The 24,323-nt window shown below is 40.4% G+C and carries 24 protein-coding genes and 2 pseudogenes; 8 read left to right on the forward strand and 18 right to left on the reverse strand.

Annotation, left to right across the window (positions count from 1 at the left end; translation table 11 throughout):
- Nucleotides 1-67: 67 nt before the first annotated feature.
- The 3 genes from QW284_08330 to QW284_08340 all read left to right on the forward strand — a co-directional run bounded on the left by QW284_08330 (nucleotide 68) and on the right by QW284_08340 (nucleotide 1,946).
- Nucleotides 68-595 carry a QueT transporter family protein gene (locus tag QW284_08330; protein MEM0339672.1) on the forward strand — a complete coding sequence of 176 codons (528 nt, stop codon included), beginning with the start codon at nucleotides 68-70 and terminating at the stop codon, nucleotides 593-595.
- Between the two features lie 81 nt (nucleotides 596-676).
- Nucleotides 677-1,414 (forward strand): ABC transporter ATP-binding protein, encoded by a 738-nt coding sequence (locus QW284_08335; GenBank protein ID MEM0339673.1) that lies wholly within the window; start codon nucleotides 677-679, stop codon nucleotides 1,412-1,414.
- Nucleotides 1,371-1,946 (forward strand): hypothetical protein, encoded by a 576-nt coding sequence (locus tag QW284_08340; protein MEM0339674.1) that lies wholly within the window; start codon nucleotides 1,371-1,373, stop codon nucleotides 1,944-1,946. The genes QW284_08335 and QW284_08340 overlap by 44 nt, the downstream gene beginning before the upstream one ends.
- A 14-nt stretch (nucleotides 1,947-1,960) precedes the next feature.
- On the opposite strand, the gene QW284_08345 is transcribed toward QW284_08340, so the two are convergent.
- The 6 genes and pseudogenes from QW284_08345 to pdxS form a co-directional block, all read right to left on the reverse strand.
- Nucleotides 1,961-2,695 (reverse strand): 7-cyano-7-deazaguanine synthase, encoded by a 735-nt coding sequence (locus QW284_08345; protein MEM0339675.1) that lies wholly within the window; start codon nucleotides 2,693-2,695, stop codon nucleotides 1,961-1,963.
- Nucleotides 2,696-2,755: 60 nt separating this feature from the next.
- Nucleotides 2,756-3,400, reverse strand: coding sequence for a hypothetical protein (locus tag QW284_08350; protein ID MEM0339676.1), 645 nt, complete (start codon nucleotides 3,398-3,400; stop codon nucleotides 2,756-2,758).
- 58 nt (nucleotides 3,401-3,458) lie between these two features.
- Nucleotides 3,459-3,758, reverse strand: a complete 300-nt coding sequence (locus tag QW284_08355) for a hypothetical protein (GenBank protein ID MEM0339677.1) — start codon at nucleotides 3,756-3,758, stop codon at nucleotides 3,459-3,461.
- Nucleotides 3,759-3,890: 132 nt separating this feature from the next.
- Nucleotides 3,891-4,208: a hypothetical protein gene (locus QW284_08360; GenBank protein MEM0339678.1), complete on the reverse strand. Its 318-nt coding sequence runs from the start codon at nucleotides 4,206-4,208 to the stop codon at nucleotides 3,891-3,893.
- Between the two features lie 49 nt (nucleotides 4,209-4,257).
- Nucleotides 4,258-4,488 (reverse strand): annotated as a pseudogene (locus tag QW284_08365) (pyridoxal 5'-phosphate synthase glutaminase subunit PdxT).
- 3 nt (nucleotides 4,489-4,491) lie between these two features.
- Nucleotides 4,492-5,499 (reverse strand): pyridoxal 5'-phosphate synthase lyase subunit PdxS, encoded by a 1,008-nt coding sequence (gene pdxS / locus QW284_08370; protein MEM0339679.1) that lies wholly within the window; start codon nucleotides 5,497-5,499, stop codon nucleotides 4,492-4,494.
- Nucleotides 5,500-5,675: 176 nt separating this feature from the next.
- On the opposite strand from pdxS, the gene QW284_08375 reads away from it, so the two are divergent.
- Nucleotides 5,676-5,948: a hypothetical protein gene (locus QW284_08375; GenBank protein ID MEM0339680.1), complete on the forward strand. Its 273-nt coding sequence runs from the start codon at nucleotides 5,676-5,678 to the stop codon at nucleotides 5,946-5,948.
- A gap of 573 nt (nucleotides 5,949-6,521) precedes the next feature.
- Here QW284_08375 and QW284_08380 read toward each other — a convergent pair.
- The 10 genes and pseudogenes from QW284_08380 to QW284_08425 all read right to left on the reverse strand — a co-directional run bounded on the left by QW284_08380 (nucleotide 6,522) and on the right by QW284_08425 (nucleotide 17,584).
- Nucleotides 6,522-7,127, reverse strand: coding sequence for a hypothetical protein (locus QW284_08380; protein ID MEM0339681.1), 606 nt, complete (start codon nucleotides 7,125-7,127; stop codon nucleotides 6,522-6,524).
- A gap of 2 nt (nucleotides 7,128-7,129) precedes the next feature.
- Nucleotides 7,130-7,297 carry a hypothetical protein gene (locus QW284_08385; GenBank protein MEM0339682.1) on the reverse strand — a complete coding sequence of 56 codons (168 nt, stop codon included), beginning with the start codon at nucleotides 7,295-7,297 and terminating at the stop codon, nucleotides 7,130-7,132.
- Nucleotides 7,290-8,186, reverse strand: a pseudogene (locus tag QW284_08390) (cation:proton antiporter). The gene QW284_08385 and the pseudogene QW284_08390 overlap by 8 nt, the downstream one beginning before the upstream one ends.
- 320 nt (nucleotides 8,187-8,506) lie before the next feature.
- Nucleotides 8,507-10,795: a glycoside hydrolase family 3 N-terminal domain-containing protein gene (locus QW284_08395; protein MEM0339683.1), complete on the reverse strand. Its 2,289-nt coding sequence runs from the start codon at nucleotides 10,793-10,795 to the stop codon at nucleotides 8,507-8,509.
- A gap of 445 nt (nucleotides 10,796-11,240) precedes the next feature.
- A complete protein-coding gene (locus QW284_08400; GenBank protein ID MEM0339684.1) occupies nucleotides 11,241-11,795 on the reverse strand; it encodes a hypothetical protein in 555 nt (184 codons plus the stop codon).
- A 45-nt stretch (nucleotides 11,796-11,840) separates the two neighbouring features.
- Nucleotides 11,841-13,703, reverse strand: coding sequence for an anaerobic ribonucleoside-triphosphate reductase (gene nrdD, locus QW284_08405; protein ID MEM0339685.1), 1,863 nt, complete (start codon nucleotides 13,701-13,703; stop codon nucleotides 11,841-11,843).
- Between the two features lie 231 nt (nucleotides 13,704-13,934).
- Complete coding sequence (locus QW284_08410; GenBank protein MEM0339686.1) at nucleotides 13,935-14,141, reverse strand: hypothetical protein; 207 nt, start codon at nucleotides 14,139-14,141, stop codon at nucleotides 13,935-13,937.
- A complete protein-coding gene (locus QW284_08415; protein MEM0339687.1) occupies nucleotides 14,141-14,944 on the reverse strand; it encodes an ATP-binding cassette domain-containing protein in 804 nt (267 codons plus the stop codon). The genes QW284_08410 and QW284_08415 overlap by 1 nt, the downstream gene beginning before the upstream one ends.
- A 12-nt stretch (nucleotides 14,945-14,956) precedes the next feature.
- Nucleotides 14,957-15,961, reverse strand: a complete 1,005-nt coding sequence (locus QW284_08420; protein ID MEM0339688.1) for an ABC transporter ATP-binding protein — start codon at nucleotides 15,959-15,961, stop codon at nucleotides 14,957-14,959.
- A 102-nt stretch (nucleotides 15,962-16,063) separates the two neighbouring features.
- A complete protein-coding gene (locus tag QW284_08425) occupies nucleotides 16,064-17,584 on the reverse strand; it encodes a sugar ABC transporter ATP-binding protein (GenBank protein MEM0339689.1) in 1,521 nt (506 codons plus the stop codon).
- A 103-nt stretch (nucleotides 17,585-17,687) separates the two neighbouring features.
- On the opposite strand from QW284_08425, the gene QW284_08430 reads away from it, so the two are divergent.
- The 3 genes from QW284_08430 (at nucleotide 17,688) to QW284_08440 (ending at nucleotide 20,595) form a co-directional block, all read left to right on the forward strand.
- The gene (locus tag QW284_08430) at nucleotides 17,688-18,653 is read left to right on the forward strand and encodes an ABC transporter permease (GenBank protein MEM0339690.1); all 966 of its coding nucleotides are present in this window, start codon (nucleotides 17,688-17,690) and stop codon (nucleotides 18,651-18,653) included.
- A gap of 82 nt (nucleotides 18,654-18,735) precedes the next feature.
- On the forward strand, nucleotides 18,736-19,878 hold the full coding sequence (locus tag QW284_08435) for a sugar-binding protein (protein ID MEM0339691.1): 1,143 nt from the start codon (nucleotides 18,736-18,738) through the stop codon (nucleotides 19,876-19,878).
- Nucleotides 19,879-20,070: 192 nt separating this feature from the next.
- The gene (locus QW284_08440) at nucleotides 20,071-20,595 is read left to right on the forward strand and encodes a hypothetical protein (protein MEM0339692.1); all 525 of its coding nucleotides are present in this window, start codon (nucleotides 20,071-20,073) and stop codon (nucleotides 20,593-20,595) included.
- On the opposite strand, the gene QW284_08445 is transcribed toward QW284_08440, so the two are convergent.
- Nucleotides 20,570-21,829, reverse strand: coding sequence for a metallopeptidase TldD-related protein (locus QW284_08445; GenBank protein ID MEM0339693.1), 1,260 nt, complete (start codon nucleotides 21,827-21,829; stop codon nucleotides 20,570-20,572). The two genes, QW284_08440 and QW284_08445, sit on opposite strands and share 26 nt — an antisense overlap.
- A 73-nt stretch (nucleotides 21,830-21,902) precedes the next feature.
- Nucleotides 21,903-22,874 (reverse strand): GTP 3',8-cyclase MoaA, encoded by a 972-nt coding sequence (moaA, locus tag QW284_08450; GenBank protein ID MEM0339694.1) that lies wholly within the window; start codon nucleotides 22,872-22,874, stop codon nucleotides 21,903-21,905.
- 80 nt (nucleotides 22,875-22,954) lie between these two features.
- Here moaA and QW284_08455 point away from each other — a divergent pair, with 80 nt between their 5' ends.
- Complete coding sequence (locus QW284_08455) at nucleotides 22,955-24,274, forward strand: TIGR04013 family B12-binding domain/radical SAM domain-containing protein (protein MEM0339695.1); 1,320 nt, start codon at nucleotides 22,955-22,957, stop codon at nucleotides 24,272-24,274.
- The last annotated feature ends 49 nt before the right edge of the window (nucleotides 24,275-24,323 follow it).

Genomic DNA, 24,323 nt, shown 5'->3' on the forward strand with positions numbered 1-24,323 from the left:
TTTAGAGTTATTTCAGTTTATCTAACCATACATAGGCATGTAGATAAAACACTTTTTATGTTGGCCTATGCAATTTCCCATTAGATCCTATATGCAGTACAAGATATCTTTGAAACTTATTACGGCAATAGTGATTGCAGCAACATACTCATCTTTAGTCATAGTGCTACAGTTTATTAGCTTTGGCCCAATCCAGATTAGAGTAGCCGACATGCTATCTCCTATAACCTATGTCACAGGATTTGAGGGTGTTCTTGGCCTGACTCTAGGCACATTAATCGGAAATTTTGTATCGCCTTATGGGATTCTTGATATGGTTATAGGTACTCTATGCACATTTGTTTTCAGCTCTATAAACTGGTTGCTTGGCAGGGTCTTTGGATATAGAAAATGGCTGCTACCTGTAGTAGCATTGGTGGACGCTCTTGTTGTAGGGATATTCATAGGGGTTATCCTACTTGGCGTTGTATACAATGCTGGCGAGCCCATATACCTATTCGCTTTGCTGACAGGCGAAAACCTCGTAGCCACCATGCCTGGAGCTCTCCTGCTTGTTCCACTCATTAGAAAATACTACCAGAGGTTAGTGAAGTAAATTGTTAAGAGGCTGTCTATAGTAATACCTCTATCAGCTTTTAAGCAAAGAATTTCCTGCCTTAGTGAATAGGTGGTTTAATTGATTATAGAGGCTAGGAACCTTAGGGTTTCTTTCAACAGCATCGAGATATTGAGGGGCATTTCAATAGTTTTTGATAGTGGTGTCCACATTGTATTGGGTAGGAATGGAGCTGGCAAAACAACTTTTTTGAGGGCTTTGGCCAATCTAGTGAGGTTCGATGGTGATGTGCTTGCTGGGGGTAGGAGCGTTAAGAAGATGAGTAGAAAAGAGATAGCTATGCTGATTGGGTATTGCTGGCAAAATCCATACTATGGCTTTGTAGAGGCAACTGTAGAGGATGAGATAAAGGCTATCACTAGGATACTTGGGGTTTCAGGTGATTGGAGAATAGTCGAGCTTCTAGTGCCTAGAGAGTACATGGATAGAGATCCATCGACACTTAGCGGTGGAGAGGCTAAAAGGGTTTCTATGGCCTCTATACTAGTTGCAGACCAGCCCATATGGCTTCTAGACGAGCCGTTCACATATCTTGATAGAGATGGTGTTGAAGCTGTTGCCAACCTCATCGACTATGGGAGGAGAAGGGGGAAGACAATAATTGTTACACTCCACGAGATATTCTACGCCAATCTCATAAAGCCAGACACATATGCAATCATAGATGGTGGCACAATAAAGTTTTTTGGTAGGTGGAGCAGTCTCAGCGATGATGAGCTGGTCAAAGCGGGTTTAGTGCCAAGGGGTGTGATATGTGATACTCTCTGTGGTCCAAGAGGTCTTGGGGTACAGGGTTAAGGCACCAAGAATTGCGTTTTCAAAGTGGTTCTCAATAGCGAAGATAGTCCTGTTTATACTATCTATAGTGGTTCCAGTGGTAGCGCCAACAGCTGCTTCGCTTGGTCTCGTAACATCTCTTGTGATACTCCTAGCTGTGTTGGGGCTTAGAAGAAGCGCTGTCTACACCGTCTTCACAGCCGCAATCCTATATCTAATAATGTTTTCCACTGCTTTTCTATTCCACGGAGACTTGGAGAGGATAACTAGGCTAACTCTGCTGGCCTCATCATCGCTATCAACAATAATACTAATAGCATCGACAACAAAGCCATCGATGCTTAGAAGGTGGCCAACTCTATATCTATTCTCAATAGTTTTTGCAAACACATTGAAAGAGGTTGTAGATATTGCAACTGTTTATAGGGCTAGGGGCTCCAGGGGGCTAAGATACGTTTTACAAGTTGTGGTGGCTTCCATAGCAATGGCTATAGCTAGGACAAGCACGCTTGTGGACTCACTAAAGGCTAGAGGGATTGAGGTCACGGAGTAGAAACATTTATTCTATCACATATACTCTGTCTTGTCCTCTACCCCAGCCTCTCTAAAAGCTCTCTTTCTATTCAAACAGCTTTCACACTTACCACAATGCTTCTCAAAACCCTGGTAACAGCTCCACGTCTCAAATATCAAGTCCCCGACAAGCTCATAGCATTTTCTTATAACATCTCTCTTCCTCATCATCTCTATGCTGGGGGTCCATATGGATACCCTAGAGGAGTACTTTCTAAAGTGGCAGATTCTAAACGCGGCCTGGAGAGAGTGGAAACATTCTGGAGCGCAGTCTGGGTATTTAGGTCCCCAGTCTTCTGCGGGAGCAACATCATCGTATTGAGAGCCCAGAACAACAACGACATTTGTATCCTCTTCCTCTGCAACGGTGTATGCATATGCTGTTGCTATAGTCGCCATAACAACGTTTCTAATTGGCACTACAACAGAAGGTCTATACTCCTCCTCGACAGTAACACTCTCATCTGTTAGCTGTGTCCCCCTCCAAAGCCTCTTCATGAAAGACATGTCCAGTATATGGATCTTTTCAACTGTTCCCCAACCCCTTTCCTTTGCAACCCTATTAACCTTGTCAACAAGTCTCTTGACAGTTTCCATCTCCCTAAACCTAGCTTTGTGTCCATAGTCAAAGTAGAGAACCTCTGCGTTGAACCCTTTTGACAACCAGAAAACCATGCTACAGAAGCTGTCTGGCCCGCCGCTAACAACAGCTATAACCTTTGTCTTCATAAACGTGGCCACCCCAGCTGATACAGTCCTGTCTTCATGTTTAGCATAGCTTATAAAGCTTTATCTTTCTCTTCCCCTTGACATAACCTCGTAGCACACCTCTCCGTTTTTCTCCATAGACTTTAGAGCCTTGTAAACACCCCTTAATGTGTACTCTCCATTCTCTTTCCAAATCTCATAGGCAGTTGCAAGAGATTTCCTAGAGAGAGTCTCTATTATACGGCTCTTCAATAAACTGTGCCTCCCACTCCTCACAACATGTTTTATCCCGCCACTGAGTATAGCTATAGAATTGCCTATGTTCTCAGCTATGTAGTAGATTATAGCTGATATCGGCTTGGCTTTGATACCCCTTTGGGCAAGCGTTTTCAGCGCTTCGTATATCTCTTCATCAGATATCCTAACAGTTTTTATCTCCTGGCTTAGCCTAAGCAGATCCGGGGTATTCTGTGACCCTGCAAGAACAGCTACAATGCTGTAGCTTGTGTCGAACCCTGCTTTCCTCAGATCCTGAATACCCTTTAGAATTGAGTATGCAAGCAAACCCGTTTCAGTTGGAACCACAATATTTTCTACCCTAGTATTAGATTCATAGACTTCGAAGACTATTGTCTTGAGCCCCTCAACAGTCAATGGATTGAAGTAGCTGATGTAGATAAGGCTGTCTCCCCCTGCACTGCAAAGACGTGTTCTTCGCCAATCCAATGTTTTTCGACGCAAAATACATTAGATCATCTACTAAAACTTCAAAGAGGTTTTGTATCTAGACAGAGATTCTATTAGAGCCAATAGCATGCTCCATATAGTACACAACAGATTTTGTGAAATCTTCAACATATTGAACAATAAACGACTTGTTGATGGCGTTGCCAAGACTCATAACATGCGATACTATGACTGCTGAAGCGCGATCTGCGTAGGAGCCCGTTGGATTCCTAGACTCATCTTTGATCAGAACGCCCTCGATTTTGTATATGGGTGTTAGAGCCTCGCCTAAGGAAAATTCTTTTCCAAAAGATGGTAGGAGGAATGAATATCTCCAAACACCAGTTAGCATAGTCAACCTTGAACACAGGGTTTTCATAGTCTATAACGAGAAGACCTCCGCATACTGGGCAAGAGCATGTAGAAGGGGTTTCACGAAAAACAGCTTTGCAGTTTATGCATCGGAAAAAGTAGTTTTTTCCATTGCTCACTACCTCTTCACCAAGCCAATGAAGTATCTATACACCTTGTCATCTCCTGTGATCTCGGGGCAGAAGGTTAATGCGATTAGATTTCCCTGCTTTGCTGCAACACCGATTTTACCTGTCAGCGGGCGTTCTATATATCCTGTTATCCTGGCCTCGTTCCAAGCCTCGACTATTCCAGGAGCTCTAATGAAAGCTGCAATAACATCTCCTATCTCGTCGATGTATACCCTGGCAACAAAGCTGTTTTTCTGGCGCCCGAAAATATTTCTGATTACGTTTATATCCATTAGTTCGAGTGTTGGCTGATTGGTCTCCCCCAAGACCCTGTCGGAAACCTTTTTTAGCCATTACTATAGCCCCTGCGCAGGTGCCCATAACCGGTGAGCCACTTCTTGCAAATTCTCTGACTGCATCAACCATTCCCTTTATCAACATTAGTTTTCCTATTGTTGTAGACTCTCCCCCAGGTATTATCAAAGCATCTATGTTTCTCAGATCACTTGGTGTTTTAACATATTGCACTTCTATCCCCAGCCCCTTCAGCGCCTGGTAGTGCTCTAGGTAATCTCCTTGCAGTGCTAGGACACCTACCCTAGCCACCCTCTACTCACCTCTAATCTGCATCAGCTCCTCTGGTCTCAGCTTCCTAATATCGATTCCAGTCATAGACACCTTTTCAGAGACCATTTTCTGTGTCTCAACAACAGTCTCTGGGTCATCGTAGAATGATGTAGCCAAGACTATTGCTCTCGCCCTCGCCTCTGGGTCACCACTCTTGAATATGCCTGAACCGACAAAAATGCCGTCGGCTCCAAGCCACATCATGAGTGCAGCATCAGCTGGTGTGGCTATGCCACCTGCGGCAAAGTTTACCACAGGTAGCCTGCCGAGTCTTGCTGTAAGCAATGCTAGTTCATATGGGACCTTATTCTCTTTGGCGTAGACCCAGATAGCCTCGTAGTCTCCAGCCATATAATATCCTCTAAGCGTTGCGATATCCCTGTTAACAAGCTTCATATGCTTAACAGCCTCGGCCACATTACCTGTTCCCGGCTCCCCCTTTGTCCTAATCATCGATGCCCCCTCGTATATTCTCCTCAAGGCCTCTGGCAAGTTTCTAGCCCCATTTACGAAGGGTGTTTTGAAAGCCCATTTATCTATATGGGCCTTTTCATCAACTGGCGTCAAAACCTCACTTTCATCTATCAAGTCAACCCCTATCTCCTCGAGCAACCTAGCCTCCTCAGCATGTCCAATTCTGCACTTTGCTGAAACAGGAATTGTTATAGAGTTCATAACAGCTTCTACGACCTTCAAATCAGCTGTTCTAGTTACACCACCAGCTGCTCTAATATCGTATGGAAGCTTATCCAGAACCATTACGCCAACAGCACCAGCATCCTCAGCTATAGCAGCTTGCTTCTCGTTGGTGACATCCATTATAACTCCCCCCTTAAGCATAGATACAAAGCCGTATCTAACAAGTGGGGTTCCCTCTCTAATGGGTATTACCTCTAGACCCTCCTCCCTGGCCCTATCCCTCAGCTCAAGCAGACCATATATGAGATCCCTAAGTTTCTCAAGCCAAATATACGAATCTACCAACTTCAATGCAAACCAACCCAGAGCTGTCGTTGACATGGTTATGAATAATAAAATTTGCTGAACGTTCAATAAACATAACCAAAATAGCAAAAGCCCTTGAAATATGTTTCAAACTCATTATCGTAATTATTTTGAGAAAAACTTATTAATCTTGAAACAGGTTTCAAGATCTGGCGACAAAAATGAGTTGGTGGTGGAGCCCATACCCAGGGAAAGGGCCGTGGAGCTGGTTACCACCGCTACTGAGACCAGGTTGGTGGCTGGGCAGGGGATGGTGCTGGTGGCTATGGTGGCCATACGTAACATATTCATATCCATGGCCCTTCCCAGCAATTCCAGATCCAGAACTTGAACGCAGATACCTCGAGGATATAAAGAGATATCTATCAGATGTTGTCATAAAAGAGATCGATAGAAGGTTAGAGATGCTTAGAAAAGAACAAACTAATACCTAAATTGATACTACATTTTTATCTGACAATTAATCAACAATAAATCCATTTTTGATTTAACATTTAGAACAAACCTCGTTTTCTCACAACTATTAAAGAACTTCTTTAATAATTTCTTTGAGTAGTAATTAGTAATGCTTGATGCTACTTTTATTTTTCTAATGTAAGTTTTTGAAACTCACAAATATTGATGTTTGCAGCTACTAGATGAATATTGAAAAGGATACAATATTCCTAACGTATTTAAAGAATTTTGAATAATGTGACTAACATCTTTCATGTATAGGGAGTGCAGTTGGGATGATTAGAGGAGTGTTCATAACAGTGTATGCGGAATCAAAGGAACTATAGCTTGTTAGTGAAGCGATCGCTACAATTTATGACTTTTAACTTAGTAACATATGTCTCGTGCATCTTCCCCAGGCCTCAATCAAAGAAATAATTTTTAATCTACATATATTATAGCTATTGTGTTTTTATGCTTTGAACCCTATGTGTATGGCAAATAGTTGACAAAGATGTGAAGTAGGATGTGTAAAGTATCTCTGCGAAGCATACTCTAATGGTGTTCTTGAACTAGGGCATGAGTTTATGTTTTCTATTTTCTTGGTGTGGCGAATGCGGCTTTATGTAGTGTTTGACCAGCTCGAGTATTACTGTAACTACTGTTGCTAGCCATGTGAATAGCGTGGCTAGAGTGTATAGAGGCTCTCTGGGAAGTAGCTTAGAGGTTGTTTCAAGTAGTATATGGATTTGAAGCGCTAGCGCGAGCCCACCTATGAGGAGATCTAGTGCTTTTCCAAGTGTTTCGCCAAGTCTTTCGGTGGGTATTGTAATATACTTTAAAATGTTGCCAAATAGTACTCTCAAGGTTCTTATAAAGACTATCATTATAGCTGTAGACGAGATGATTGCTGAAGCCATGGCAATAAATGGAGGCATGTTATATTTCTCAACAGCGTTCACTACAAGAGAGTTTGTGTACGTGAATAATAATGTAGATGCTGTAAACCTTATTATTGGTGACAACATAACTGTTGCCACATCCACTCTCTTGACATAGACATCGGCAAGATTTTTGAAGAAACCAGCTATTTTGGTCGGTGCAATACTCTCGATGTAAATTGTTTTCGTGACTATTCTGGGCGTTGCAACTCCGAATAGCATTATCGTAGTAAGCACAGCTACTGTAAAACTGTGGATTTAAGCAACACACCCCTCTCTACAAGCATATCCGTAAACACTATACCCATTTCGCTTAGTGGTGTGAGGTACAAGGCCAAGGTAGCGCTATCAGAGATTCTATAACCTGTAAAGAGTGCTGCTATAAGCAATCCGATTGCTCTAGCCACGTAGGCTACCAACCCAAGCATTACACCAACTAGTACTATGTCTAAGCTTTGTCCAGAGCCTATCCCCAGATATAGTTGCGAACCTAGGGAGGTGAAGTATAGTAAAAAGCCCAAGGCTCCTCAACCCATTGACCATATCAGCAATGTCATTGAGTTTGAGAAAGGCTGAGAATGAGATCCCTGCTATAAATGCTCCGAAAAGAGGTGGAAGACCAGCCGCTGATGCTATAGAGGCGAAGAGGATTGCAAAACCAGTGGCCACCACAAACTTGTTTTCCCTATCAGCTATAAACCTTGTTCTACTCAAAAATTTGAGCAAAAACCTTGAGAGAGCTAGTAAAAGCACTATAAGACCGGCAACAATAATGATTTGGACAAAGGCTTCGAGAGGAATTTTAGATAGTGAAACACCCACAACAAAGAGTAGTGTGAAGAATGTGAAGTGAAGAAGATCCTCTACACTTGTCTGCATAACAGCTCTAGCATAAAGAGATGGTTTTACATTGGAAAAGGATTTAGACAAAGCTGCTACAGCCATGCTAGAGCCGTTGATAAGCAGAAGAAATAGGACCATCCTTTCAACATATCCGAACTCAAGTAGCCAAGACAAAAAGCCGCTGAAAACCCATAGAATAGCGTATAGTATTAGCTCAGAAGCTACAACACTACGGATATTCTCAACAATTTTGTAAAAACCTATAGAGTTGCCAAGGATGAAAGAAAATAAGGTTAGGCCAAGCCACCTCAGAGACTCGCCATAGCTAAGACTAGACACAACATCGATACCAAACCACGTTAAAACAGCCGAGGCCACTACACCACCAAGGATATACCCAACAACATCAGATAAACCAAACCTTCGAAATAGCCAGGAGAAAAGCGAGCCAGCGACAAGAAGAAAAAATAATCATTGCAACATCCACAAGCAACACCTAATACACTATACAGCATCTCTTCTGCGAAACACATTATTGATTTCCAATAACACTAAATTATTAGCTTTTTGCAACTTTTGCTAATTCAAAACATCTCTTTGCATGCTAAGAAGACATATAGGAGATCTTCATATTTGATGTTATCAGCAATGGTATTGGGAAATGCGCATGGATTTAAATACAGCAATGGGTTGTCTTCAACACCAGTTTTTTGATGTGCATAACAATAGTGTCTAAGCAACTGATTGTAATTGACAAAAATTGATGGAATTGCTTATGATTCTAGTGCCTCGCTGAAGTAGTGTTGCCGGTGGTAAACGATTTGTTTCTCGCCTACTATTTTGAATTTTCCTTCTAGCTGTGTATCCTCACTATTTCTACCAACCATTACCTTGTATTCTCCGGGCTCTATAACGAGATGCATGTCTCTGTCGTAAAATGCTAAAGCCTCTGTTGGTATTCTAAAGATTATTCTCTTTGATTGCCCAGGAATTAGATATATCTTTTTGAATCCCTTCAACTCTTTAACAGGTCTTGTTACAGAGGAGAACTCTTTTGATATATATAGCTGGACAACCTCTTTACCTGGCCTGTTTCCAATGTTCTCTACAGTAACCTCGATCTCCACTACCCCAAATGGTTTAACCTCTGGCGTTTTGATGATAAGGTTGCTATATCTGAATTGTGTGTAGCTGAGGCCAAACCCAAATGGGAATAGTGGCTTTGCATCCAAGTCTATATAGTCTCTAAATGACGATGGCTTTCTGGAGTAGTATACCGGTACCTGTCCAACAGATTTTGGTATCGATACAGGGAGCCTCCCACCTGGCTCTGCATCACCGAAAAGTACCTCCGCGATTGCGTTTCCTCCCTCCTCGCCTGGGAGCCAGGCCTCTACAACAGCATTAACATATGGGAGAATATTCGTTATGGCTAGTGGCCTACCATTTATAAGTATAAGAACTATGGGCTTGCCAGTTTTATGTAACTCCTTTATCAGCTCCTCTTGAACTCCTGGGAGCTTTAGATCACTTCTATCAACACCTTCACCAGTGGTATGCTGCAACTCTTTCCGATTTAGTCCAAACCATGCAGGGTCCAAACCGCTTTTCTCACCCATTACAGCCACTATAACATCTGCTTCTCTAGCCGCTTTCAATGCCTCCTCGAAGCCACTTTTATCTTCTGAGGCAATGTCACAACCCTTAGCATACAAAACCTTAGTGTCTTTCGAGACCTTGTTTATTATCCCCTCCAAAACTGTTACGACCTTTACAGATGTTGTATTTCTTGCTAGATGTGCATCATAGTGATAGTCTCCCAACATATTCCTAGGCTCGTTTGCATTTGGTCCTATAACAGCTATGGTTCTTAGATTCTTTGGTAGTGGCAGAATTCCATCGTTTTTGAGAAGAACTATAGACTCTATAGCAGCCTCCAAAGCTAGTTTCCTATGTTCTGGGTTATCAAACGTTTCAGGTACTTTAGATTCGTCAACAAATGGATTATCTAATAACCCTAGAAGGGCCTTGACCATCAAAACCCGTTTAACTGCTCTATCAAGAAGGGATTCTGATATAACTCCATCTTTAACAGCTCTGATTACCTCATCGAAACATAGAATATCTGGGAATATAATGTCTACACCAGCCTCTAGAGCGGTTTTTACTGCCTCTACACAGTCCTTTGCAACTTTGTGAATTGTGTTGAGTTGTCTAACAGCATCGTAATCAGATACAACAATTCCCTTGAATCCCCATGAATCCCTTAACACATCTGTTAAGAGCCATTTGTTTGCATGGCATGGAACACCATCTATTTCATGATATGCAGGCATCACTGAAAGAGCTCCACCTACCTTAATACCAACTTCGAATGTGTATAGATGCTGTTCCATAAATTCCCTTAAGCCTATGTGTACAACCCCTATGTTTCTCCCACCCTCTGGAAAACCATGCCCTGCAAAATGCTTTGTAGTAGCGACAACACCTTTCGAAATTTCTTCTCCTTGAAGTCCTCTAATATATGCTAAGCCAATTGCGGATACAAGATATGGATCTTCGCCATACGTCTCTTCACATCTTCCCCAGCGAGGATCTCTACAAAGATCTAAAACAGGAGAGAGACAATGCCTTGACCCAACTGATATGACCTGCTCTCTTATGGCTGAAGCAACTCGGTATACAAGTTCTGGATACCATGTCGAAGCCAATGCTATTGCCTGTGGAAATACTGTTGCTGTTGAAGCAAGTAACCCAGCTAAACACTCTTCATGGACTATTGCTGGTATACCAAGTCTTGTTTTCTCAACAAGAAATCTCTGAATAGTGTTAATGATCCTAGCTGCTTCTTTAGGCTTAAAGCCTATATGAGAACCGCATACCCTAGTTATCTCGCCAATACCATACCTAAGAAGTTGCCTAGCCTTCTCTTCAGAGAACTCCCTCCCGTCTAATAATTTGTCGACAGGAATAGACTGTATTTGCGCAACCTTCTCCTCAACGGTCATTTTCTTTAGTAGGTCATTTATTCTCTTCTCAAAAGCTCTTGTATCAATACTCATGCAGATCACATAAAGTTCAAAATATCCTCGCCATTTTTAAGCTTTGTGAGCAATAGCTATTTGCTTCTCTTTCTAATGTACCTGACCTCAAAACCCATAACAATATACGTTATATATGCTCTCCTGCTTCTGAAAACCTTGCCACGACGTTCACATATGTAAACCAAGGCTCTCTACTATATAATATTAAAGAGGTTTAAAATGTTTGTACTCTGTCATGCTTTTGCCATGCCAAAATTAATAAAGAAGTTTTGAAGTTTCCAGATTTAGTATCTACAAAAATTGAAACTAACAGCAGTCTCATTAGCGCTAAGCATCATAGCAACTAGTATAGTTGCTATTGTCATAAACCTAATTCTCCTCTTTAAATTTCATGTTCATGATTGTAATTAAATAAAATATTAAGATAAAATGAAAAATCATGGAATTGGATACTGATGCTAAATTATATCTTCTCAGATTCCTCAATAATTTTCCTAATCTCTGTAAGATTCTCAACAACCCTCTCTATACCTGTGCCAACAGATTTTAGACGAGATCTCAAATCCTCTATCCTACTTTTCAACATAGCATTTTCTTTCTTAAGCCCCTCAACCTCTCTACTAAGCTTCGCAACCTCCTCAGGTTTTGCAGACTCTACAACAGGAATCGAAAGCTTCAGCTCACCTCTCACAAGCATTTCATAAGTTTCCTTAACTAGCCTACCAGCCTTTGTCTCTCCCCTCAAATGCTTCCTAATTGTCATCTCTGTTCTCCCAAGCTCTTCAGCTATTCTGTTTATTGGATAACCCGCTTTATCCATTGCTAGAGCTGCAGCCGCGACTGCTAAGCTGTCTAACCAGGTGGTGAACTCCTCGCCAGATAGAATCGTTTGAACAACATCTGATCTAAACATCGTCCCTATTATCAGCGCTGTTTCAAGTTGTTTTATCTCTCTTCTTGATAGCGGTGTCACAGGTATTTCAATAGGTATAGAAATTTCTTTGACAGGCAGAGACATTCTGACTCACCACGGAGTATATTCTTGTAGATAGAATTAAAAGTTTTAGATCATCTCAATGATTTCTCTAGACATATCTCTTCTCACATTGAACTCTGCTACTCTTCCGCTGTTCCATGCTTTCACAGGTCTGTAGTACCCCACTATTCTGCTCCACATGTCTAGTGGCTTTCCACAGCTTGGGCATTTAGATGCTCTTCCAACTGTTCTGTAGCCGCAGTATGGGCAGACAGCAACTGTTGGTGTTATAGACATGTATACTATGTCCGTGTCTCTGAGTGTTCTAGTCACAAACTTTGCCACTGCTTCTGGCGGTAGCTCTCTATCCACGAATATGTGCTTTATTACACCACCTGTGAATAGCTTTTGGCATTTGGACTCTATCTCTAGTTGCCATCTCAGATGGAGTGTTGTGTATGGTGGTGTTAGCTGGTTTGTGTAGAATGGTGCTTTTCTTCCATCTATTTCACCAACTGGTATGTATGCCGATAGGTCTTCTGATGTGTCCAGATTCTTTGCAAATTCTATGTCTTTCCATGCAAGTTTGACACCAAGCGTCTCCCCTGGAACCTCCTCGACGTTGTAGAGGACGTTGTCCTCTTCCTCAAACTCTGAGAGCCTCTTGTTGATGTAGCTTAGAATGTCGCTGTAAAGCTTCACTATCTTCGGTATGTTGCTTGGCTGTGCATTGAACCAGAAGAACGGGTCTCCAAGCATTATAGAGACGTATTCAGCCATTCCAATGACTCCTATGGTGTTGTAGTAGAATTTGAATGGGTCTACAGGATCTATGTACTCTCTCGTCATTGGGTACATACCCATCGCAAAGAGCTTTTGATACCTTGCCCTAAACCACATGAGGGTTGCCCTAGAGATTTCTAGGAGCTGGTCGAGCTTGTCAAACATTTTAGAGTCGTCGGATGTCCTTGCAATCATTGCAAGTCTAGGGAGGTTGATGACGACAACGTTTACAGAGCCTACAGATGGTGGCATGTCCCAAACACCTTTTGCTTGATGCAAAACCTCTCTAACCCTACCCATGTCTGATAGAAGCCTGCAGCAGAAGCTAAATATGTCCTCAGCCCTAGTGTTATAGCCGTTTAGGAAGTACATCTGACCTGTTTTCGCAATCATTGTCCAGTATGCTCTCCAGAGCTCTGGGTCACCATCGAGAATTTTCTCCATATCTCTGTTCATAATGGTTGTCGGTATCGGGAATGTAAATGGCTGGTGAACAGCATCGCCCTCAGCAAAAACCTCTGCAAAGGCCTTTACAACCAGCTTAGCCTCGTCCAAAAAGCTCTCATAGGTTTCTGGAGCGGATAGCCTGAATTTTTGATCAGATGCAGGAATTGGCTGGTTCATGTAGAACCTGTTGCTAACAGCGAAGACAACGTTTGAGAATGGACTCTGACCACTCTTAAGAGGATAGTTCAAGTTGTAGACAAATCTCTGAATATTCTGCTTTGCTGATTTGTAGTCTAAGCTGTCTCTTCTTATGAATGGTGATAACACAACATCTATGCCGTAGAGACCAACAGCACCTGTCCTCTCCTGGCTAAAGATATAAACAGCATTCACAAGCTGGTCAACAGCAGAATCAAGATGCTTAGGCGGCCTAGAGACGACGGTGGGCGTTCTAAGACCCTTTTCAATTATTAGCCTAGAATCAAGTCCTCCACAATAAGGCCTTGTGATTGAACCATCTCTAAGCTTGTAAATATATACCCAGCCCTCTTCATGCAGAATCAAAGATGATTTTGGAAGAAGCCTCTGAGCCTCCTCATAGATTGCCGAGCCCAGTACATGAGCCATCAAACCAGATATAGATATCGGAACATTGGCGTTGTCCCTAACAGCCCACTCCGAACCATTCAAATACTCCTCTATTAGAGACTGCCTAGACACTTCAATACACCTTAGCATTAGTTGTTTTTTGCATACATTCATTTTGTTCTACATTCATAATTACCCCCAGTTGCTTTCAACATGACCATAGTAATATCCTAGTATTATAGAGAATTGTAGGGGTTATTATTCAAGAGAGCTTACCGAATCTATAATTCATTTCAAAATCTAAAACCATCAACATATTTTTAAATTAAAAGAAAAAGAATTGTTATGAAAATGATGGTAAAGCTACATGCCTTCCCTAATTTCTTTTCTAATTCTATGAATAATTGCATAAATCCCTGCGATTGTTATAGTCATTAGCATACATGTTAATTGCATTGTGAATCCATAGTCTCCTTTAGATAAGTAGTAAACTATGACAATAATTTCTAAGATAAAAGCCCATATTAATATTGTTAAAAAATATCTATGTTGCTCTGCAGCTATGCTCACTATTCCCACTTCCACTTCCTATAAAGTGTTGGAACACTACTCAATAAGAGCTTTGTATATTCGTGCTTTGGACTCTTAACTATCTCATCCGGAGGTCCTTCATCAACTATTTTACCTTTGTACATAACAAGGATTCTATCAGATACGTAATATGCTAGTCCCATGTCATGTGTTATAAATACTGTGGATGTTCCATAGTCATCTCGCAAATTCATGAATAATTTTATTATCGCTCCTCTCATTGAAGCATCTATCATTGATACCGGCTCATCAGCTAATATAAGCTTTGGCTTTAGAAGCCAGCAACGCGCAATCATGAGCCTTTGTCTCTGGCCTCCTGAAAGCTGGTGGGGATATTTCCCAAGCACATCATCAGGCACAAGCCCTACATATGATAGTGCTTCTCTAACAAGTTTTTTACCCTCATTAGATCTCGGATCTATGCCTATTAGATTCAGAGCCTGGTTCAAAACTCTATCAACAGTGTAAAATGAATTATAACTTGCGTAAGGATCTTGAAAGACAGCATGAACTTTTTTCCAATAGTCCCTTAACTCGTCTTTCGAATTTATCTCTCTCCATATATCCTTTCCCTGAAACTTTACAACACCACTTGTTGGTGGCAACAGCCTCAGAAGAATTTTTGCAGTTGTTGTTTTTCCTGAACCACTCTCCCCAACAAGTGAAACTATTTCTCCTTCTCTGATGTCAAAAGATACATTATCAACTGCAACAATCCTTCTCTTTCTTATAAACCCTGCCTCATATACCTTTGTCAAGCCTCTAACTTCAACTAGGGGCATTTATCATCACCCCTACTTTTTTGCATAGAGCCAACACGCAACAAAACGGTTTTTCTCAACCTCTACCAAAGGAGGCTCCTCCCTCCTACAAACATCCATAGCAAACGGACACCTAGGATGAAACCTACAGCCAGGTGGCGGATTAGATAGATCTGGTGGCTGTCCTGGAATATACCTCAGTCCTCTTTTTCTAATTTCTTCCTCGGGCGTTAACACAGAGCCCATTAACCCATCTGTATATGGGTGTAGAGGTTTTCCCACAACATCTTCGACGGATCCGTCCTCAACTATTTTACCTGCATACATAACAACTATTCTTGTAGCAAGTTGCCTTACTGTAGCAATATCATGCGTTATAAATATAATGCTCTTTATAATATTTTTGTTGTAAACATCCAAGAACGTCTTCAGAACCATTTTCTGTGTAACAACATCAAGTGCTGATGTAGGTTCATCGGCTATAAGAAGCCTTGGATTTAAAAGGGTTGCAATTGCTATAACAGCTCTTTGCCTCATACCACCAGAAAGCTCGAATGGATACATATTTATAGCTATTTCGGGTAATCCTATCTCCTTGAATCTCTTTAAAGCAAGTCCAATAACTTCATCTTCATCTACATTGGGATCGTGGGATTTTACAACATCTAAAATTATTCTTCTAATCCTTAGTGTGGGCATTAATGCATTCAAAGCAGCTTGAGGAATTAAAGCAATTTCTCTTCCCCATATCTTCTCCTTCAAAGCTTCTTTATCAAGTTTTTGAAGCTCTAAAAAACTATTTCCTGTGAATAGTTTGACAGATCCGCCAATAAATAAAAGGGGAGGTCTAATATTCATCATAATAACATTTGCTAAAGTTGATTTTCCGCAGCCACTTTCGCCAACAATGCCAATAATTTCTCTTTCGAAGACTTTTAAAGAAACCCCATCTACAGCTCTAATAGTTCTCTGAATAGGCCCTATCACCTGCCTATAGTAAGCCCTTGTATTTTCAAGCTCAATTAAGGGAGCGCTCATAAGTTGCCACTTCAATGCCATTATATAATGCTTTAGTATGTTTTATAAACTTTGCTGTGTCATCCAGTGTAAACTGTAGGACAGATGCTTAACTATATATTTCTATATTTTATTCCTATATATTATTGCAACCTCTGCAACCTTCTGCTCTGTTGCTTCATCTTTATTAAACTCTGCAACAATAGTACCATTTTTCATAACAAGTATTCTATCACTCATATTCAGAACCTCTGGAAGTTCTGAAGATATTAGGATTACTGCTTTGCCCTCTTTGGCCGCTTCAACCATGAGCTTTCTAATTTCTACCTTTGCCCCTACATCAACACCATGGGTAGGTTCATCAAGTATTAAAACCTTTGCTCCAGCAGCCAAGAGCTTTGCTATGGCAACTTTTTGCCTGTTTCCTCCACTAAGATACATCGTTTTTCTATGAGGATCTCTTGGAACAATTCTGAGCCTCTCAATAAAGGAGTTGGTAATTTGATACTCTTTTCTCAAGTCAACTGGTGACATTAGACCCATTTCAAACAATTTTAGAGAACTGACTATCGGAAGTGATATATTCTCTTTGATACTCATGAGATATACCAAGGCCTGTCTCCAATCCTCGGGTAGGTAGACAATGCCATTCGCAATTGCATCAGAGGGCTTTCTTATATCTATGGGCCTGCCATTCAAAATGATTTCGCCTGATACCTTGGGTCTATAGCCTATCAGAGTCTGTGCCATCTCTGTTCTTCCAGAGCCGACAATTCCGTAAATTCCCAGTATCTCCCCTCTTCTAACATAGAATGACACATTCTTTATGAATCCAGTTGCATCAGAGAGGTTTCTAACCTCAAGAACCTTATCACCTATCTCTACGTATTCCTTTGGGAAAAACTCTTTAACTTCTCTAGCTATCATAGCCCTTATAATCTCATTTAAATCGAAATGCTCTTTCCAAAACTCCTTAACTATCTCTCCATCTCTCATAACAAGTATTCTATCAGCAACCCTCATAACCTCTTCAATCTTGTGACTAACGAAAATTATTGATATCCCCATTGACTTTAACTTCAACATTAACTTTAGTAGCTGCTCTACTTCAAAGGGTCCTAGAGCTGATGTGGGTTCATCAAAGGCAATCAGCTTTGCCTTGAAATACAGCGCCCTAGCAATCAATGTTATTTGAGCTACTGCAGCTCCAACATTCTTTCCCTTGATCCTTGGGTCAATATCTATACCAAGTTCCTTAAACAATTGACGTGCAATCTCTATCTCCTCAGACTCTGACTTTAGACGAAACATCCAGCCTTTCTCAGTACCAAGAAATATGTTCTCCGCCAAAGACAAGTTCCAAACTAATACAATATCTTGTGGTATATACATAATACCATGTTTCAGCGCCTCCAACGGAGACGAAAATTCAACTGCTCTTCCAAGCCAAGTTATTTTGCCACTATCCTTCCTTATAACGCCTGCCAAAACTTTTAGGAGAGTTGACTTCCCTGCACCATTTTCTCCAACGAGCCCTAGAATCTCGGCCTCTCTAACCTTCATAGAAACATTCCTTACAGCAACAACGCCCGGAAATCTCTTCCAAATATTTTCAGCCGATAAAATAACTCCTTTCTCGCTCAACTGCATCACTTTAACAGTTATTTTACTGGTTGCTATCCCATATTGAAAGTTGAAAAGCTTAAATTTTTTCAACATTCTAATTTCTTGCCTAGAGGTTGCAACGATGAGCATGAGGTTAGAGGATATAATAAGGGGTAGGGTAACACTATTCAATATATTCATAGCAATACTGGTAATAGCCATTATTACAGGCTTTATAAATCCCAAGTTTTGGGAGCCTGGCAACTGGCAAGCTCTTCTAACATGGTATCTGGGTCTTAGTGTCTTAGCTATGGGAGAGTCAATGGTTTTAATAACTGGTGGGATAGACCTATCTGTAGGATCAATAGCATCTGCTTCATCTATGCTTCTGGCAATAGCTTTAGATAGATGGGGCCTTCCTCTAGTCCTTTCAATTGTATTTGTATTAATAGTTACAGCATTAATAGGAGTGTTCCATGGGTTTTTCGTAAGTCTATTCTCACCTCCGCTACCGCAAATAATGCCGGCATTCATAATCACATTAGCCGATAACATATTTTGGGGAGGATTTGCAACAGCAATTACACTAGGATGGCCAATACCACTATATAAACACCCAGATCTATCAGTTATAGCAACCCCATGGATGCTAGCCTTAATACTTATTATCGTGGCAGTTATATCAATCTATATCCAAAGATATGGCATCATAGGGAGATACATATATGCAATAGGCGGGAACATAGAAGCGGCAAGACTGAGTGGAGTTCCCATCAATAAGACCAGGGTATTTGCCTATAGCTATAGCGCTCTATGTGCAGGCATTGCAGGGATAATATTTACAGCTCTAATGATGACAGGATACCCAGGTGTTGGAAGAGGGCAAGAACTCTATGCCATAGCATCAAATGCTATAGGTGGAGTTAGCTTAGCTGGTGGAGAGGGAATAGCTCTAGGCGCTGCAATAGGCGCATTTCTAATAACATTAATTAGAAATGCCCTTGTATTAAGTGGTGTCACACCTTATTGGTATGATCCAATTACCGGTGTTATACTTGGTGTTGCTGTTACAGTAGATTTGTATAGAAGGATCAGAGGGGCCAGATAATACTAGGTTGCAATCCATTACTTAAGTATAAAAATATAGACTTTTAAACTGGGTTTGCAACTTTACTGCATTGGGGTAACAAATGAAGGGGATAACAAAGACGACTTTAATAGCGATTGTAGTAGCAATCATAGTTATTGCAGTTGCTGGTGGCTTGGGTGCCTGGTGGTGGTTTTCCCAACAACAGTCAAAGCCTAGTAAGCTTGTATTTGTGGTGATAGGTAAATCTGTACACCCATACTGGTCTGTTGTCGAGGCTGGCGTGAAGAAGGCTGGTCAAGAGCTTGGCGTTGACGCTATTTTCTGGGTTCCACAGAAAGAGGATGTGCAGGCCCAGCTGAGCACAATGGATTCTTACATTGCTCAGAAAGTTGCAGGGATAGCTATTGCACCATCTGATCCAAGTGCGGCAACACCATATATTAACAAGGCTATCCAACAGGGAATTCCTGTAATAACAATAGATACTGATGCTCCACAGTCAAATAGGTATGTTTATCTCGGAACCGGTAATTATAAGGCTGGTTGGCTAGCAGGGCTAGTGGCATGGCAATTAGCTAAGGAGAAGGGATATATAAAGCCTGGAGCAACAATAAAGGTGGCTATGTTGACAGGTTCTCTAACTGCTATGAACTCCCTTGAGAGAATGGCAGGATTCAAAGATGCTATAATGAATTGCTCTCAGAAAGACCCTGATATAAGGGGTAACATCAATATTGTTTGGCTTGGGCCTTACAACGATCAGGAGGATCCAACACAAGCACTAAATTTGGCGCTATCGGCTATTCAAGCTAATCCTGATCTAACAATAGCATTCGGGGTATATGCCTATGATGGCCCTGCGTGGGCAAAGGCTCTGCAACAAGCTGGTGTAGCACCGGGGAAGGTAATTCTTGTGGAATTCGATGTTACATCAGATAATGTTCCACCACTTCAACAGGGCTATGCGCTTGTTACTGTTGGACAAAGACAGTATTTCATGGGTTACTACGGAGTAAAGCTCTTATATAATATGACTAAGTATGGTGTTGACAAAGCTCTCAAGAGCTTCATACCTGGCTATCCAAACAACAAAATATATGATACTGGCGTAGACCTTGTTGGAACAAAACACATGGAATTCACAGCACCAACAGGAGAGAAAGTTGCTGTGGTATCTCTAAGCGAATACAAACAGATTGCGCAAAGCCTTGGTATAGACCCGTCGCTTCTTGGGTTAAGTTAAAATAAAACCATTTTTATTTTCAATATACTCTTCTCTTGGATTACTTCAGAGCTACTCCGGTATCATCACAGTTCATTGCCATCGCCATTCATCATCTGAAGAATGTCTATAGCTGTTTTACTATATAAGGTTTAAAGAACTAAATACATTTCGATACTATAATGACTTTAAATATCTATATTAGTGATCATCTTGAATTATAGCAGCAGGGACAAGAAATGTTATGTATACATGCCTCGACCTAGTCGTGACGTGTTTAATAGTAAAGGGGATGTGTATAAGTATCTAAATAATTCATGTATGCAAATAACTTCCCTCAATATCCAAGAGATTGTGAAGAATCTTGAAAATAGTATAGAAGCATTTGTTGAAAGATTTAACGAGACAGTGCAATGCGTTATTGCTGTAAAAAGTTGTAAGGGTGGGGCATCAATCGCTATTGTGTTTGACGGCAAGAAAAAGATTTTTTATGGTATTCTCGATGCTCTTCACACTGTTAATAATCTTGGTAAAATCGTTGATGCGGTCTTAGGTTTCTTGAACAGGAGTGCGCAAATTGATTGCTTAAAAGAGTTGAAAGCTATCTACGCCATTGCGGATGAGACCATAAAAATAAGGTTTAGATGCCAATTCGATTTAGATGCATTAAAGGCTATAATACTCGACGCCATCTTCTTGACATTCTTCTTTGCTAATATACAAATCCTTCAAGCCTAATTTGAGGAGCAATTTCACTTACAATCCAATCCTTTTCTTCTGATACCCTAGTCTTATGGTTTTTGGATATTGCATTAATTGTTTTGAGCGCTTGAAAAGGAACTCTAACTTCTCTAATCTTCATGGATTCAACTATTTCTCCGTTTTCTATTAGAAAACTTGTTTGTGGAACAATCCTTATATACCCTTCTTCCAACATTGCTATTGATATTCCATCTATAAGAAAACCTCTTTTCGTTTCTTCTACCATTTCCCTTTCACCCCAGTCTCCAGATGCTAAAACGAGTGTTGTGTGAAATGGTATAGGACTTGTGAAAAGCCCGTGTGCTGAGCCGGGCTCTGATGAAAATGCTCTTGCTGTTGCCCTAGTGTGATGTAGATCTCTGATAACACCATTTTCTATAAGTACCCTCTTCCTAGTTGCAACACCCTCATCATCAAAGAATCTTATAGCTGGAGTATCATGCGTATTTGGCTCGTCATACATATTGAATTCTTCTGGGAATAGCTTAGACCCTACTAGTCTCGCACTATGCGGATATAATGGGCTTAGCATATGGGATATCTCGTGGATTAGAGCAGCTGTTGCCTCGTTGCCCAAGATTATTTGTGATTTTCCAACTTCATAAGGCTTCAATGCTTTTACCTTAATGCTTTTACCAATTCTTGAAACTGTATCTCTAAACAGTGAATCTATGTTTTTTACAATTGAATTTGCTGACCACGCAACAAAGGCACTATGAGATGATGCAAAAATGCTTTGTCCATATGTTGTTGCGCCAAGCAATCCTATCTCAACATCTACAAACTTCTTCGATTCCTTGGCATCATCCTCACCCTCTCTAGAAATAGTTCTCACTCTATAATGCATGCCTACAACAATTTCGCATTTAACATTATAAGATGCTTTAACCTCTTGACATAGATCAATAATGAATTGCGCCACTTCATCCTCTGATGGAAACTCCTTACCTATTTCAACAGTTCCTTTGAATAATTCTGCCTCTGAAAAATCGCCACAGACACTATCTCTCACTAGACTCAAAACCTTCTTTTCTAAATCACTAGGATCTGTATTAATGCCTTGCTTGGAGACTATATACCAACAACCACCCTTATTGATCCTAGCACCTAGAACATTAGCTGTAAGGTTATTTATCTCGATAGAGTTATCCCTATAAGCAATCTGTGCAACAGTCTCTTGATATCTAATTTTGTCAATATAAATACTCATAAGAACACCTAATTAATTATTATATGTCAACATAAAAAGCTAAAGAGCTTAACCCTAGAAACAACGCCAAGATTTAAGAATTAGCTAAGAATTGTTTTGAATAGGGTGTGTTGAAGGGATGTCTCAACTCGTTAACTGCTATAAAAGCTTTTCTAATTCCATCCAAATCTATATAGGGTTTCAGAAAAGGCTTTAGATCAATTCCTTTCGTAGACATTATGCATGGCAATAAAATGCCATTAGCCGTCAGCCTAATTCTATTGCAATGCATACAGAACTCCGCATTGTGTAGCCATTTAACAACCTCAACTTCAGTCCCTACATCAAGAATATAAACGGGTCTGTGATGTAAATCTCTAAAGTATTTCCTAACTGCCACCTCCTCTAAATATTTTGTAATGTTATTCAAAGGCTTATACAGTTTCTTGAAAACAGTGTTTGGCACAGATATTGGTTCAAGTTCTATAAATCTGAGTCTATATCCATGACTAGATGCCAACTCTATGAAATCTTTGTACTCATTGTCATTAACACCATTTAAAACAACAACGTTTATTGTAACAGGGTTTAGCCCTGCATCCAAAGCTGTTTTTAGGCCTCTCAATACTTTGTCTAATGCATCCAAACCTGTTACGTACTTATACCTCTCTCTATTAAGTGATGGAACGGATACATTAACTCTTTTTAAACCTGCCTCAGCCAATTTCTCTGCATATAATTCAAGCCAATAACCATTTGTTGTCATGGACAAGTCGTTTGGTTTATGATCCGAAATAGCCTTTACAATCTCTAGTATATCTTTTCTAATAAGCGGTTCACCACCAGTAATCTTAAACTCTCTTATACCAAGGGATGTGGCGACATATGCTATAGCTTTGTACTCCTCTGCTAAAAGCCCATAACCATCGTTTACTAGGCCTTCTCTATGGCAGTAAATGCAGTGATAGTTACAGCTACTTGTAACACTAATTCTAAGGTTTCTGAGCTCTCTTCCCCACTTGTCAACAAGTAACAAAACAAGCCACTCAAAAGCTACTTCTAACACAAATCATCATAAATTAAAATTACTCTGAAATATAAACTTAGTTAATATGAATTACAGTATGTATTTTAAGGAACTCGAAAATGCTTAGCGATGTCTGCATTGCAATGGTGTATGACAAGAACAACAGATACAGCGTGAACGCATTAATAGCTGCTGTAGAGTCGAGAAATCCTAGTGTACGTGTAACAAGAATACCATTATATAAATCGTTTGACGTGGTTCAACAAATCATCGATTTAAACAAGTATTGTAAAAGAATTATTGTGGGATTCTCATTCATGACCCCACAGCTCCTAATAGTTAAGGACATTGCCAAATTAATTAAAACATATGTTCCAAAAGCATTGCTTGTTGCTGGAGGACCTCATGCAAGTGGCGATCCTCTTGGTACTCTAACTAAACTTGATTTTGATGTTGTTTTATATGGTGAAGGGGAGGACATCATAAATGATCTGATTAAGAGTTATGGCGATACTGGGGAATACAGGATTTGTGGGTCAGCATATTTAGATAGTGATAAGGTTTATATTAGAAAAAGAATGAAGGTGGTTGATCTTGATTCGTATCCGCCATTTCCGTATTGGAGGGGTGTTGTAAATCCTATTGAAATTATGAGGGGGTGTTCATCAGCATGTTTCTTCTGTCAAGTGACATATACTTTTGGAAAACCTAGATACAGAGGTATAGAGACTATAGCTGAATATGCGAAGATTTCTATTGAAAAAGGCTTAAGGGATTTGAGGTTCATAGCGCCAAATTCGCTTGGATATGGGAGTTCAAATGGTATAAAGCCAAACCATGAGATGCTTTACAGCTTGCTTAGCAAATTACATTCTTTAACTAGAGAACATGGGGGAAGGATCTTCTTTGGCACTTTCCCAAGTGAAATAAGACCTGATTCCGTGGATGTCGAATCTGCTAACATACTAAGAAGATTTGCTAATAATAGAAGAGTTATAATTGGTGCACAAAGCGGTTCTAACAAAATATTGAGAATGATTCACAGAGGTCACAATGTTGAAGATGTTGAAAATGCTATTGACATTCTCAGTGAGAGAGGATTTGCGATCGATATTGACCTTATATTTGGTTTCCCATTCGAGGATGAAAATGATTTTGAAGAGACCCTCGCCTTTATGAAGAGAGTAGAGAATAAAAATGTTAGATTCCACCTTCACACATTTATACCACTACCTGGCACACCCTTCTCAGATCTAGAAACAAAACTGCTTAGCCATGAGAGAAAAACCTTGTTAGCAAAATTCATTGGCAAGGGCAAAGCTTATGGTTATTGGATTGAACAAGAAAAAATTTCTGCGATAATAAAATGGCTAAAACAAAATAAGATCATTTATAGTCTCCATGAAAACTTTAAAAGATCCAGAATCAGTGTATGCTAAGCTGAGTCAATGTCATACAATGAATTCGCTATGGCTCTACAAACCTCGT

It is taken from the genome of Ignisphaera sp. (assembly GCA_038735125.1).
Classification (GTDB): domain Archaea; phylum Thermoproteota; class Thermoprotei_A; order Sulfolobales; family Ignisphaeraceae; genus Ignisphaera.

What these genes read in the sequence shown, in the direction of transcription:
- QW284_08330 (MEM0339672.1), top strand. Translation starts at nt 68, where the DNA reads ATGCAATTTCCCATTAGATCCTATATGCAGTACAAGATATCTTTGAAA.
- QW284_08345 (MEM0339675.1), bottom strand. Translation starts at nt 2,695, where the DNA reads ATGAAGACAAAGGTTATAGCTGTTGTTAGCGGCGGGCCAGACAGCTTC.
- QW284_08375 (MEM0339680.1), top strand. Translation starts at nt 5,676, where the DNA reads ATGAGTTGGTGGTGGAGCCCATACCCAGGGAAAGGGCCGTGGAGCTGG.
- QW284_08395 (MEM0339683.1), bottom strand. Translation starts at nt 10,795, where the DNA reads ATGAGTATTGATACAAGAGCTTTTGAGAAGAGAATAAATGACCTACTA.
- QW284_08400 (MEM0339684.1), bottom strand. Translation starts at nt 11,795, where the DNA reads ATGTCTCTGCCTGTCAAAGAAATTTCTATACCTATTGAAATACCTGTG.
- QW284_08415 (MEM0339687.1), bottom strand. Translation starts at nt 14,944, where the DNA reads ATGCCCCTAGTTGAAGTTAGAGGCTTGACAAAGGTATATGAGGCAGGG.
- QW284_08420 (MEM0339688.1), bottom strand. Translation starts at nt 15,961, where the DNA reads ATGAGCGCTCCCTTAATTGAGCTTGAAAATACAAGGGCTTACTATAGG.
- QW284_08430 (MEM0339690.1), top strand. Translation starts at nt 17,688, where the DNA reads ATGAGCATGAGGTTAGAGGATATAATAAGGGGTAGGGTAACACTATTC.
- QW284_08435 (MEM0339691.1), top strand. Translation starts at nt 18,736, where the DNA reads ATGAAGGGGATAACAAAGACGACTTTAATAGCGATTGTAGTAGCAATC.
- QW284_08445 (MEM0339693.1), bottom strand. Translation starts at nt 21,829, where the DNA reads ATGAGTATTTATATTGACAAAATTAGATATCAAGAGACTGTTGCACAG.
- QW284_08455 (MEM0339695.1), top strand. Translation starts at nt 22,955, where the DNA reads ATGCTTAGCGATGTCTGCATTGCAATGGTGTATGACAAGAACAACAGA.